The sequence below is a fragment of the Kitasatospora sp. NPDC059408 genome (assembly GCF_042751525.1).
In the GTDB taxonomy this organism is placed as follows: domain Bacteria; phylum Actinomycetota; class Actinomycetes; order Streptomycetales; family Streptomycetaceae; genus Kitasatospora.
In genome coordinates, this window is sequence record NZ_JBHYWI010000072.1 from 1 (window position 1) to 12,102 (window position 12,102).

Annotated in this window: 13 protein-coding genes; 5 read left to right on the plus strand and 8 right to left on the minus strand. The window is 72.9% G+C overall.

What is annotated here, in order from left to right; all coding sequences use genetic code 11:
* Positions 1–1,851: PKD domain-containing protein (locus tag ACFXDE_RS33955; RefSeq protein ID WP_380498351.1), on the minus strand; the 1,851-nt coding region annotated here is incomplete at its 3' end.
* A 359-nt stretch (positions 1,852–2,210) separates the two neighbouring features.
* Between ACFXDE_RS33955 and ACFXDE_RS33960 the strand changes: the two genes are divergently transcribed.
* Together ACFXDE_RS33960 and ACFXDE_RS33965 are read left to right on the plus strand one after the other, a co-directional pair.
* A complete protein-coding gene (locus ACFXDE_RS33960) occupies positions 2,211–3,248 on the plus strand; it encodes a fatty acid desaturase family protein (protein ID WP_380435756.1) in 1,038 nt (345 codons plus the stop codon).
* Positions 3,249–3,308: 60 nt separating this feature from the next.
* Positions 3,309–3,779: a hypothetical protein gene (locus ACFXDE_RS33965; RefSeq protein ID WP_380498352.1), complete on the plus strand. Its 471-nt coding sequence runs from the start codon at positions 3,309–3,311 to the stop codon at positions 3,777–3,779.
* Positions 3,780–3,796: 17 nt separating this feature from the next.
* On the opposite strand, the gene ACFXDE_RS33970 is transcribed toward ACFXDE_RS33965, so the two are convergent.
* Positions 3,797–4,690, minus strand: coding sequence for an alpha/beta fold hydrolase (locus ACFXDE_RS33970; protein ID WP_380498353.1), 894 nt, complete (start codon positions 4,688–4,690; stop codon positions 3,797–3,799).
* A gap of 63 nt (positions 4,691–4,753) precedes the next feature.
* Between ACFXDE_RS33970 and ACFXDE_RS33975 the strand changes: the two genes are divergently transcribed.
* Positions 4,754–5,365: a TetR/AcrR family transcriptional regulator gene (locus ACFXDE_RS33975; RefSeq protein WP_380498354.1), complete on the plus strand. Its 612-nt coding sequence runs from the start codon at positions 4,754–4,756 to the stop codon at positions 5,363–5,365.
* Between the two features lie 20 nt (positions 5,366–5,385).
* On the opposite strand, the gene ACFXDE_RS33980 is transcribed toward ACFXDE_RS33975, so the two are convergent.
* Positions 5,386–5,748 (minus strand): nuclear transport factor 2 family protein, encoded by a 363-nt coding sequence (locus ACFXDE_RS33980; protein WP_380435500.1) that lies wholly within the window; start codon positions 5,746–5,748, stop codon positions 5,386–5,388.
* A gap of 71 nt (positions 5,749–5,819) precedes the next feature.
* On the opposite strand from ACFXDE_RS33980, the gene ACFXDE_RS33985 reads away from it, so the two are divergent.
* Entirely contained in the window at positions 5,820–6,704 is an 885-nt protein-coding gene (locus ACFXDE_RS33985; RefSeq protein ID WP_380498355.1) for a LysR family transcriptional regulator, read from the plus strand.
* A gap of 8 nt (positions 6,705–6,712) precedes the next feature.
* On the opposite strand, the gene ACFXDE_RS33990 is transcribed toward ACFXDE_RS33985, so the two are convergent.
* From ACFXDE_RS33990 to ACFXDE_RS34005, 4 genes are all read right to left on the minus strand, one after another.
* Positions 6,713–7,549: an ABC transporter substrate-binding protein gene (locus tag ACFXDE_RS33990; protein WP_380498356.1), complete on the minus strand. Its 837-nt coding sequence runs from the start codon at positions 7,547–7,549 to the stop codon at positions 6,713–6,715.
* 257 nt (positions 7,550–7,806) lie between these two features.
* Positions 7,807–8,598, minus strand: coding sequence for an ABC transporter ATP-binding protein (locus ACFXDE_RS33995; protein WP_380498357.1), 792 nt, complete (start codon positions 8,596–8,598; stop codon positions 7,807–7,809).
* On the minus strand, positions 8,598–9,644 hold the full coding sequence (locus ACFXDE_RS34000; protein ID WP_380498358.1) for a FecCD family ABC transporter permease: 1,047 nt from the start codon (positions 9,642–9,644) through the stop codon (positions 8,598–8,600). The genes ACFXDE_RS33995 and ACFXDE_RS34000 overlap by 1 nt, the downstream gene beginning before the upstream one ends.
* Complete coding sequence (locus ACFXDE_RS34005) at positions 9,641–10,678, minus strand: FecCD family ABC transporter permease (protein WP_380498359.1); 1,038 nt, start codon at positions 10,676–10,678, stop codon at positions 9,641–9,643. The genes ACFXDE_RS34000 and ACFXDE_RS34005 overlap by 4 nt, the downstream gene beginning before the upstream one ends.
* 99 nt (positions 10,679–10,777) lie before the next feature.
* Here ACFXDE_RS34005 and ACFXDE_RS34010 point away from each other — a divergent pair, with 99 nt between their 5' ends.
* A complete protein-coding gene (locus tag ACFXDE_RS34010; RefSeq protein ID WP_380435512.1) occupies positions 10,778–11,404 on the plus strand; it encodes an HAD family hydrolase in 627 nt (208 codons plus the stop codon).
* A 19-nt stretch (positions 11,405–11,423) separates the two neighbouring features.
* Here the strand turns inward: ACFXDE_RS34010 and ACFXDE_RS34015 are convergent, their stop codons facing one another.
* On the minus strand, positions 11,424–11,660 hold the full coding sequence (locus ACFXDE_RS34015) for a hypothetical protein (protein WP_380498360.1): 237 nt from the start codon (positions 11,658–11,660) through the stop codon (positions 11,424–11,426).
* Between the last annotated feature and the right edge of the window lie 442 nt (positions 11,661–12,102).

The window sequence follows — 12,102 nt, forward strand, 5'->3', positions numbered from 1 at the left end:
TGCCCAGGTGCCGTTGTTGAAGAGGCCGTTGGCGGCGGGCTTGCCGGTGCTCCAGCGGCCGGCGATCGCCCGGTCACCCGGATCGGGGACGTTGACGCTGATGAGGCCGTCGGCCTTCGCGGTGCGGCCGTGGTCGTCGTTGATGGTGAACCGCACGAGGTAACGGCCGGGCTTGGTGTAGTTGTGCCGGACCATGCCACCGGGGTGAGGCGCCCCCGGGGTGGTCTCGATGGTGCCGTCGCCCCAGTCGACGCTGTAACCGGTCACCGTCCACTGGCTGTTGAAGGAGAGGTACGCCCAGGCGTTCCTGGGGTCCGTCGCAGAGTGGGAGGCCCCGATTCCGGCGGTGAGCGGACCGATCGTCGTGTCGACGTCCCTGGTGGTCGTCTTGACGGTGCCGTTGCCGTCGGTCGCGGTGAGGGTGGCGGTGTGGTGGCCCTCGGCGTAGGTGTGCGTCAGCGGGAAGGCCGGCGCGGTCACGACCGGGCTGCCGTCCCCGAAGTCCAGCGTGGTGGTGGCGGGGGACCAGGGCGAGGTCGTGCCGCCGCCGAACTCGGCGTCCAGGGGGTGTCCGTACTGGCCGGTCGTGAGGGTCAGCGAGACGGCGAACGGGTTCTGGTACTCGACCGCCCCGCGGTCGTGGTAGCCCACACCGGTGCCGGTGTTGGGCACGAGCGGGTCGTCGACGCGCGGGTTGCCGTAGATGTCGGTGTCGAGCTGGCCGGGCGCGGTGGCGTCGGCCGAGTCCATCGCCGCGGTGTCGGTGGTGGGGGTCAGGTCCTCCAGGGAGGCGGGGGCGGTGAAGATCTTGGGGTCGACCGCCAGGTCGTGCTTGGCCTGGCCGGTGGCCGCGGCGAAGTCGGCGGGCGTCTTGTAGAAGATGCCGTTCCAGTCGTAGACGTAGTCGGCCGGGCCGTCCGCGTACACCACGTTGTAGTCGGCCCTGGTGCCGGCGACGGACTCCGGGGACACCGCGAGTCCGATCCCGACGTTGGGGTCGCACTTCCGGAAGATCTTGACGATGTTGTTCACCACCGTCGAGCCGGTGGAGCCGCCGCTGAGCGTGATGCCGGTGCCGCAGGTGCCGCCGATCGTGTTGCTGTTGACGACCGTGCCGGGTGCGCCGTCGGCGACGATCACGTTCGAGCCCGCCGCGGGGCCGATCCCGGTGAACGCGTTGGTGGTGATGATGCTCCCGGTCACCCCGGGGTCGACGGCCACGCCCGCCCGGCCGCTGCCGGCGATCTGGTTGCGGCTGACCGTGACGTCGCGGGTCTTCCCGGTGAGGCGGATGCCCGGCGTGTAGCCGGCCGGGGCGCCCGGCGCCCCGCCCGTGATCTGCATCCCCGCCCACAGCACGCTGTTGCCGTCGACCGTGATCCGCTCGGAGTCCTGGACGAGCACCGCCTCGTCCGCGGGCTGGTCGATGGAGAAGTTCCTGATCGCGATGTCGTGCACCCCGGACGCCAGGAAGGCGTGGGGGGCCTTCGCCGTCGAGGGGTACCCGCCCGGGCGGATCCGGGTGCGCGGCTCCTTGGGGTTGGCGCGCTTCTCGCCCTGGAAGGCGATCGGGTGGTCCGCGGTGCCCGATCGCTTCAGCGTGACCTGTTCCGTGTAGTCGGTGCCGGAGACGAGCACGGTCTGGCCCGGCTGCACCACGTCGGCGGCGGCCTGGATGCTGCAGAACGGTTGGTTCTGCGTCCCCGGTCCGCTGTCCGAGCAGGCCTTGTGAGTCTTGATCACGTACAGGAACTCGGTGTCGGCGTGCGCGGCCACGGCCGGCAGCCCGGCCACGACGGCGGTCGAGCTCACGAGTGCGGCGGCGAGGCCGACCCGACGCTTTCTGGGCACTGCTGGTCCCCCATCAGTTGTGCGGAGCGCGCCGGTCCGTTTGGTGTCCGAGTGTGGAACATACGGCCGACGCGTGCGCGAACTGTATCCAAGGGAGGCGACACCACTCTGGGCGGGCCTCTGCTTCGATCCGCCTGCGCGCCAACCGGCCGCTGCCACGCGAAGAGTACGGCCGTCCTGGCGATCGAGTGGTGCTGCGGCGACACCTTCGAGGCTCTCTTCGCCACCAGGCGGAGGAGGGGTGAGGCTGTCCCGGGGGAGGACAGGGGGGTTAACACCCGTACGGGACGGGTGATTTCCCCGTTCTCCGGGGCGCCCCGGAGAACCAGACTCGGGGCATGCCCACACAGCCCGCGACGATGACGGTCGCGCCCGAGGCCCTCGCCCCGCAGCCGGAGACCGGCGGCAGCGACTTCGCCCAGTTGAGCCGCCGGATCGCCGCCGAGGGCCTGCTCGCCCGGCGGCACGGTTACTACGCCGCCCGTGCCGCGCTGGTGCTCGCCGCGTTCGTCGGCGGCTGGTGCGCCCTGTTCGCGCTGGGCGACACCTGGTGGCAGCTCGGTCTGGCGGCGGCGATGTCCGTCGTGTTCGCCCAGATCGGCCTGCTGTCCCACGACCTGGCGCACCGGCAGGTGTTCTCCCGGCGCGTGCCGAGCGAGATCGGCGGCCGGATCGCCGCGAACCTGCTGATGGGGATGAGCTACGGCTGGTGGATGAACAAGCACACCCGCCACCACGCCAACCCCAACCACGAGGAGCGCGACCCGGACGTCGCCCCCGACCTCGTCGTCTGGTCCCGGCGGCAGGCCCGGCAGGCGAGCGGGCTCGCCCGGTTCATCGGGCGCCGGCAGGCGTTCCTGTTCTTCCCGCTGCTCCTGCTGGAGGGCCTCAACCTCAGCTTCAACAGCTTCCGTGCGCTGCGCGGTCCCGCGGTGAAGCGGCCGTGGCTGGAGGGTGCGCTGCTGGTGGCCCACTTCGCCGGCTACTTCGGGCTCGTCCTCGCCGCGCTCCCGGTGGGCAAGGCGGTGGCGTTCCTCGCCGTCCACCAGGCGCTGCTCGGCGTCTACCTGGGCTGCGTGTTCGCCCCGAACCACAAGGGCATGCTGATGGTCACGCCGGAGATGCGGCTCGACTTCCTGCGCCGCCAGGTGCTCACGTCGCGCAACGTCCGTGGCGGCCTCGCCGTCGACGCCGTGATGGGCGGCCTCAACTACCAGGTGGAGCACCACCTCTTCCCCAGCATGCCGACGCCCGCGCTCGGACGGGCGGCGCGGATCACCCGCGCGTTCTGCGCGGAGAAGGGCATCCCGTACTACGAGGTGGGCCTGTTCCGTTCGTACCGCGAGATCCTCGCCCACCTGCACCGCACGGGGGAGCCGATCCGCTCGGGCGATTGAGGCAGGGAAGGCACGCTGGTGACGCTTCCTCAGGTCGGCCGGGCCTGCCAAGATCCGCTGGTGAAACACGTGACGTACCGTCTTCCCCCGGCGCAGCTGCGCCGTCAGTGGATCTTCTCGACGCTCTTCCTGGCCGGCGGTGCCTACCTGGTGTACCGCGGTTCGCTCTTCCCGTTGTCCGCCCGGACCGCCGTCGGCATGGCCTTCGGCGTTCTCCTGATCGCCGGTGGACTCCTCCAGGTGAACGGCGTCTTCACCAGCGTGAGCTTCGACGAGCGTGAGATCCGGTGGACCGGTGTACTGGGCTCCGGCAAGCGGTTCGCCTGGGCGGACGTCACCAGCGTCGAGGTCGTGAAGAACCGCAACCGCCCCGATTCCGGGGACGTCGTGCGGGTCACCCACCGGGACCACGGCGACTTCAAGCTGCCGGCCGTGATCGGCATGCCGGGCGCCTGGCGTGACCCGGCCTTCGAGGCCAAGGCGGCCCACCTCATCGCCACCTGGCGCGAAGCCGCCGTGGCGGCGGCGTAGCCGACGCGGCCCCTCGCTCACGCACCGGAGCGAGGGGCCGCACCGTTCTTGTGCGCCGGGGCGTCGAGGATCCGGGCCGTGATCAGCTCCGGCTGGTCGGTGGTCAGGGCGTGCCCGGCGTCGGGGACGAGTTCGATGCGGGCCGTGGGCAGCAACTCGCGGAGGCGGGCCGATACGGCCCGGGAGTCGTGCAGGGCGCTGCGCTCGCCGAGGAGGACGTGGGTCGGGGTGTGCAGGCGTCCCAGTTCTTCGTCGGTGAAGGTGTGGGCGAGGGGGAGCCGGCGGCGGAAGCCCATCGTGGCCTTCATCAGGGCCATCAGTTCCGTTTCGAGGATGGTGCTGTTCCCGACCACTCGTGCCAGGCGGGGGCGAAGTGCCCTCGGGGCGAGGCCGGCGAGGCCGCCGGCGATCACCCAGGCGTAGAAGCGCCACCCGAGGTCGGCCATGCCCGCCGGGTCGAGGAGCGTGAGGCCGGCGACGCGATCGGGGTGGTGGATGGCGTGGTTGATCGCGATCCAGCCTCCGTACGAGCACCCGACGAGACGGGCGGAGGGCGTGTCGAGTGCGGTGAGGAGTTCGTCGAGCCAGGCGGCGGCGTCGCGGCCGTCGTGCAGGGGAGCGGTCTGGACGCTCGCACCGGGTTCGCCGATGGTGTCGACGGCGATGACGGGGTGCCGTTCGGCGAGCGCCTGCACGTACCGGTGCCACATCAGCGAGTTGCCGCCGGATCCGGGCAGGAGGACGAGCGGCTCGCCGTGCTCGGTCCCGGTGCGGTGGACGCGGGTGGTGCCGAACGCGGTGGGGACGTCGATCGCGGTCGTCGGGCCGGGCCACAGGGACGCGAACGTGCGCTCGTAGGCGGCGCGGAAGCGGGACTCGGCCCGGGCGTTCCTGAACTCGCTGATTCGCATGGTACATGTGTATCACAGGCATGATACGGGTGTACCAGGATCGGTGGAGAGGAAGTTCGCGGGATGGCGGAGAAGGCCGACCACGAGGAACGGCGCCGGCAGATCGCCGAGGCCCTGCTGCGCATCGCCGACACCCAGGGCCTGCAGGCGGCGAGCATGCGGGCGGTCGCGGCGGAGGCCGGGGTGTCGCTGCGGCTGGTGCAGTACTACTTCACGACGAAGGACGGGCTGCTGCTGGATGCCCTGGCGAGGCTCGGGGTCCAGCTCCAGGCCCGGATGGAGCGGTGGATCAAGGAGGCCGGGTCGCCGCCCACGCCGCGGAGCATCGTGACGGCGATCCTGGCGTGCATCCTGCCGACGGACGCCGAGAGCCGGCGCATCACGCGGACGTATGCGGCGTACTACACGCTCGTGCTGAGCGATCCGGGGGCCATGGAGAAGAAGGGCCCGCTCCAGCCGGATCTGCTGGAGGGCTTCCTGGCGAAGCAGATCCGCGCGGCGCAGGAGGCGGGGGAGATCGGGGAGGGGAAGGACGCGGCGGTGACGGCCGCCGGGCTGCTGGCCATGGTCAACGGGCTGGGGTCGAGCGTGCTGGGCGGCCAGCGCGGCGGGGAGGAGGCGGTGGCGATCCTGGAGTACCACTTGGAGGAGTTGTTCGGCGCGGGAAGTCGGTGAGGCCGACTTCCCGCGGCCGCCTACTTGGCGAAGCCCGCCAGCAGTTCGCGCGGGTCGAAGGTCACGCGGATTCGCGTGATCCTGCCGTTCTCGATGTGCATCCAGTTCACCGTGGGCGTCGCCGGGGCAATGCTCGTGTGCAGGTCGTACCAGGTGATCACGTCGTCGCCGTCGGCGACCCGGACCTGGACGTCGATCTTCTCCAGCACCTGCCCGAGACCCTTCAGCCCGCCCAGGGCCTCCTCGACCCCCGAGGCGGTGCCGAGCGCGCCCACGAAGTCCACGTCCTCCGCCAGCAGTTCCCGCACCGCCTCGAAGTCGCCGGCCTCCCAGGAGGCGAAGTAGGTCTCGGCGATCTCGCGTGCACTCTTCGTCGTCGTCATGCCTCCATGGTCCGCCGGTATCCACCCATCCGTCCAACAGATAGATCGAATGCCAGCTATCATCGCCAGTTATGGAGATGCACCAGCTGCGCTACTTCGCCGCCGTCGTCGACGAGGGCTCCTTCACCGCTGCCGCCGCTCGCCTGCATGTGAGCCAGTCCGGCATCAGCACCCAAGTCGGCAAGCTGGAACGCGAGTTGGGCCAGCAGCTCCTCGAACGCGCCAGCCGGGGAGGCATCCGCCTCACCCCCGCCGGCGAGGCGATCCTCCCGCTGGCCAAGAACGCCCTCGCCACGCTCGACGACATCCAGCACACCGCCGCCGAGTTCGCGGAGGCCGTGCGCGGGCGCGTGCGCCTGGGCATGATCACGGGCTGCTCGATCCCGCCGTTCCTCGACGTCGTCGCCGACCTCGGCCGTACGCACCCCGGGATCGAACTCAGCCTGCACGAGGACGACTCCGAGCTCCTCCAGTCCCACGTCCTCGCCCGCACCCTCGACCTCGCGCTGATCGGATTCGCGGGCGAGGCCGACCCCGAGCTCGACGTGAGCGTCTTCGTCGACGAGCCGATCGCCGCCGTCGTGCCGATCGGGCACCCGCTCGACCGCAAGACCGTCCGCCTCGCCGACCTCCGAACCGGCGAGAAGATCCTCGGCCTGACCAGGGGCACCGGGATCCGCGCCGCCTACGACCGCTCGTGCCTCCAACTCGGCCTGGAACCCCGCGTGGACATCGAGGCCGGCTCGCCGACCACGCTCCTGCGCCTCGCCGAACGCGGCGCGGGCGTGGCCGTCCTGAGCCCGTCGTCCGCCGTCGGCGTCCCGACGCTGCGCGTCATTCCCCTCAAGGACGCGGCCGTTCACGCCCGCCTGGGCCTCGTCGCCCGTCGTGACCGGCACTCGCCGGCCGTGCGGCTGCTGCGGGCCAAGCTCCGTGCGGCACTCGGCGGTTCGTGACCCGGACGTCACGCCCCCAGGAAGCGCTGCAACTCGTCCAGCATGTAGTTGGCACCCGTGTACCCGATGCCCTCGAACCACAGCTGGTCGTCGACGGGGAAGGCCCGGTGCGCCTTCACGGCGCCGAGCGCCTGCCACGCGGAGCTCGCCAGAACGGTGCCGGCGCCGGACCGCTCCGGATCGCCGTACGCCCCGTAGAGCAGGAGGTCGCCGTCCGCCCTGGCGATCTGGTCGAGCGGGACCTCGAAGTCGGACTGGTCGACGTTCTGCGCGTCCGGCCGCCCGATGCCCGCGTCCGACAGCACCACCCCCGGGAAGCTCTGCTTGCCGTACAGCCGGATCCCGCCGCCCTCGACGAACCGCACGAGGCTCACCTTCCGCCCGGACACCTTCGCGTCCGAGAGCGCGGCCGTCACCTGCGAGACGTGCCGCTGGTACGAGCCGACGAAGGCCGCGGCGGCCGCCTGCCGGCTCAACGCCTGGGCGTGCAACTGGAAGTTGGCCTTCCAGGGGGCGCCCGTGGTCTGGGTGAGCACGGTGGGCGCCAGCTCCCGCAGGGCGTCGTAGCGGTCGCCGTCCCGCATCTGGTTGGACAGGATCAGGTCCGGCCGCAGCGACCGGATCGTCGCGAGGTCGGGCGCCCCGGCCGGCCCGACGTACGCGATCGCGGCCGTCCGGGACTGCGGCCAGTACTCCGGGTAGTGCGCGTCCAACGCGGGCCGCGCGGCCCCGATCGGCGCGATCCCGAGGGTGAGCGCCGAGTCGAACACGTCCGTGTCGAGCGCGACGACCCGCAGTGGCGCACCCGGCACGACCACCGGCCCGACCGCGGTGTTCACCGTCACCGGAGGCACCGCCGCACCCGACCCGCCCGCCGGGACCCCGTCCGTCCCCGAGCCCCCCGCCCGATTCGTCGTACACCCGGCAAGGGCGGCCCCACCCAGCCCGACCAGCAGTGCGCGACGGGTGATCCGGTGCATCGGCGATTCCTCGGACGGTCGGACGACGGGGGAGACGAACCCTGCCGATTATGTCCGAATTGCCACCCGACACCCGCCCGCGCCGCCCGCCCCCGGAAGGACGTGGCGCGGTCCGTTCGCCGTCAGGCCGCCGTCCACGGGGCGCCGGGGACCACCAGGGGGGTGCCGGTGACCGGGTCGGGGACGACGATCGAGTCGAGGCCGAAGACCTCGCGGACCAGGTCGGCCGTCACGACCTCCGCCGGGGTGCCCTGGGCGACGATGCGGCCCTCGCGCATGGCCACCAGGTGGTCGGCGTAGCGGGCGGCCTGATTGAGGTCGTGGAGGACGGCGACGACCGTGCGGGCGCGTTCGGCGTTGAGGCGGCGGACCAGGTCGAGGACCTCGACCTGGTGGGCGATGTCGAGGTAGGTCGTCGGCTCGTCGAGGAGCAGGACGTCGGTGCCCTGGGCGAGGGCCATCGCGATCCAGGCGCGCTGGCGCTGGCCGCCGGAGAGCTCGTCCATGCTGCGCTCGGCCAGGTCGGCCGTGGAGGTGCGCTCCAGGGCCTCGGCGACGGCGGCCTCGTCCTCCGGGGACCACTGCTGCCACCAGCTCTGGTGCGGCTGGCGGCCGCGGGCGACGAGGTCGGCGACCGAGATGCCCTCGGGGGCGGTCGGGGACTGCGGGAGCAGGCCGAGGCGCTGGGCGACCCGCTTGGTCGGGATGCGCGCCAGCTCCTCGCCGTCGAGCAGGACCGCGCCGCGGGCGGGCTTCAGGAGGCGGCCGAGGGCGCGCAGCAGCGTGGACTTGCCGCACGCGTTCGGGCCGACGATCACCGTGACCCGGCCCTCCGGCACCGTGACGTCCAGGCCCTCGACGACCGTGCGCGCCTCGTAGGCGAGGGTCAGGTCACGGGCTTCCAGCACGGCCATCAGGCACCTCCACGGCGGGATCGGACGAGCAGCCACATCAGGTAGGGCGCGCCGACCAGGCCGGTCACGACGCCCACCGGCAGTTCGGTCGGGGCGAGCAGGCGCCGGGCGATCAGGTCGGCGAGGACGACGACCAGGGCGCCGGTCAGCGCCGAGCACAGCAGCGGGACCTGCGCGGAGCGGGCGAGCCGCAGGGCGATCTGCGGGGCCATCAGGGCGACGAAGTCCACCGGGCCGGCCGCGCCCGCCGCGCACGAGGCGAGGACGGTGCCGAGCAGCGCCATGCCGAGCCGGATCCGGTCCAGCCGCAGGCCGAGGCCGACGGCGGTCGCGTCGTCGAAGGAGATCGAGCGCTGCGCCCGCGCCGCCCACAGGGCGACGGGCGCGGCGGCGAGCAGCACCCAGGCGAGCCGGCCGGCCTGGTCGTAGCCGGAGCCGTTGAGGCTGCCCGTCATCCACACCTTGGCGGCCTGTGCCTGGAAGCCGTCGCCCTTGGTGAGGAAGACGGAGGTCAGCGAGGAGAGCGCGACGCTGATCCCGATGCCGATGAGGACGAAGCGCTGCGCGTGCAGCCCGCGCCGCCAGGCGAGCGCGTAGACGAGCACCCCGGCGACGAGGCCGCCGAGGACGGCCGCGTACGGGGCCTGGCCGGTGGAGCCGACGACGCCGTACGCCATGAGGCCGACGACGGTCGCTGTGGCGCCCCACGTGACGCCGACGACGTCGGGGCTGGCGAGCGGATTGCGGGCGACGGTCTGGACGAGCGCCCCGGCCAGCCCGAGCGCGGTGCCGACCAGCAGGCCGACGACGATGCGGGGCAGCCGGAACTCGCCCACCACCAGCTCGTTCGGGTTCGGCTTCCCGAGCACGACCTCGACGACGTCGACCGGCGACACGGTGGACTCGCCGAGGCACAGCGAGGCGATCACGGTGCCGGCCAGTGCCGCCAGCAGCCCGAGCGCGACGAAGGCCGAGCGCCGGTGCAGCAGGAACGACGCCCGTCCGGCCCGGACGACGGTGTAGCCGCGCAGGGAAACCGACGTCACGCCGCCACCACCTTGCGCCGCCGCACCAGCGCGACCAGCACCGGGACGCCCACGAGCGCCGTCATCACCCCGGCCGGGACCTCCGACGGCGGGAAGAGCACCCGCCCGAGCGTGTCCGCGAGGAGCAGCAGCGCCGGGCCGAGCACGGCGGAGAAGGCGAGCACCCACCGGTTGTCGGCCCCCGCGACGGCCCGCGCCGCGTGCGGGACGGCCAGCCCGACGAACGCGATCGGGCCCGCCGCCGCGACCGCGGAGCCGGTCAGCACGGTGGCCCCGAGGGCGCCCACCGCCCGGACGAGGCCCGTCTTCGCGCCGAGCCCCTTCGCGGTGTCCTCGCCGAGCGCGAGCGCGTCCAGCCCGCGCGCCACCGCGACCACGAGCACCGTCCCGACCAGCAGGAAGGGCAGCAGCTGCCAGGCCACGTCGGAGGTCCGCCCGGACAGCGAGCCGACGTGCCAGAACCGGAACCGGTCCATCGTCGCGGCGTCCGTCGTGAGCACCAGCGTGTTCAGCGACGCGATGAAGGCGGAGATCGCCGAGCCGGCCAGCGCCAGCTTGACCGGTGTCGCGCCGCCGCGCCCGCGCCCGGCGAGGCCGTACACGAGCACGGTGGCGATCACGGCGCCCGCGAACCCGAACCAGACGTACCCGGTCAGCGTCGAGACCCCGAAGCCGGAGATCGCCACGACCACGCCGGCCGCCGCGCCCTGGGAGACGCCGAGGATGCCGGGGTCGGCGATCGGGTTGCGGGTGAGGCCCTGCATGACGGCCCCGGCGAGGCCGAGCGCCGCGCCGACGGCGACGCCGACGACCGTGCGCGGCACCCGCAGCTCGCGGACGACGACGGCGTCGGCGGTGGCGCCGCCGTGCAGCAGGGCGTCGAGCGTCTCGGAGAAGGGGATCGTGCGGCTGCCGGCCGAGAGGCTCAGCAGCACCGCGCCGGCCAGGACGGCCAGCGCGGCGACGAGCCACGGTATGCGGCGGTGGGAGGTCCGTCGCCGGCCGGGCGGCGGCGCGGCGGTGGTGTCGGTCATGGGCCCTCTTCCGCAGACAACTCAGGTAAACCTAAGTTCCGCCGCGAAGCCCCGGCAAATCGCCTCGTCCCCGCACCGGCCGTTGGATAGCCTGGCGCCATGCCCGCGACTTCCGCCACCCCGCTCACCGTCGGCTTCGACCTCGACATGACACTGCTGGACACCCGGCCGGGGATCCGCGCCACGTACCTGGCGCTGTCGGCCGAGACCGGCACCCCCATCGACGCCGACCTCGTCGTCACCCGGCTCGGCCCGCCGCTGCTGGACGAGATCCGCAACTGGTTCCCCGAGGACGAGGTCGAGCGCGCCGCCGCCCGCTACCGCGAGCTGTACCGGGAGTACGCCTTCGCCCCGACCGTCGCCCTGCCCGGCGCGCACGCGGCGGTCGAGGCCGTCCGCGCGCACGGCGGCCGGGTCGCCGTGATCACCGGCAAGTACGAGCCGAACGCCCGCCTCCACCTGGAGCACGCCAAGCTGCACGCGGACGCGCTGGTCGGCGACCTCTGGGCGGAGACCAAGGGCGACGCGCTGCGCGAGCACGGCGCGACGGTCTACGTCGGCGACCACCTCGGCGACATCGTGGGGGCCCGCCGCGCGGAGGCCGTCGCGGTGGGCGTGGCCACCGGGCCGTACGGCGCGGACGAGCTGCGGGCGGCCGGCGCGGACGTGGTGCTCGCCGACCTCACCGAGTTCCCGGCCTGGCTCGCCGGGCACCTGGGCGCGTAGGGCGCGTCACGCCTGCGAGTCACGCCTGCGGGGCCGCGCGGCGCTTCTGGGCACGCGCGTTCACGAACAGCCCGACCAGCGCGAGCAGGAAGCCCGCCGGCATCAGCATGCTGAGCCAGTACGCGGCCGTCGGCAGCGGCGTGAGGTGCAGGAACAGCGGGACGAAGGTGACCAGGGTGGCGAGCGCGCCCACGCCGAAGACGATCGCTCCGGCCCGGACGTAGGCGTCGCCGCGGTCGGCGCTCTGGCTGCTCACTTCTGCTTGCTCCTCGGGAGGTGCTCGGGGGCGCTTCGGGGTGCTCGGGGGTGCCTTCGGACGTGCCCCCGGTGTCCGGGGGCGTTCCGGGCGCGAGGGGCCGCGCCGGGGCACTCCAGTCTGGCAGAGCCGGGCGGGGTGCTCCCGGCCCGGCTCCCGCCGCACCGCTTCGCAGACGAGCGGCTCGGTCACGTTGCGCAGTTTCCCGGAAGCTGGGAGTTTCGATCCCTGCTGAGCGGGGGTATGCACGGGTTGCCTAGGGGTGCGAGTGGCGCGCCCCGACTTCCCCGGAGCCGGAGGTGTGAGCCGCATGGACAGCGCTGAGCCGCGCCCAGGGCGCACCAGTACCGGCTCTCCCGTGATCGCGAGAGCCCCACGGGCCCAGGGGCCCGAGTCGCCGGACCGCGGAACTTTCGCGGAACGCGGATGAGGCAGTGACGGA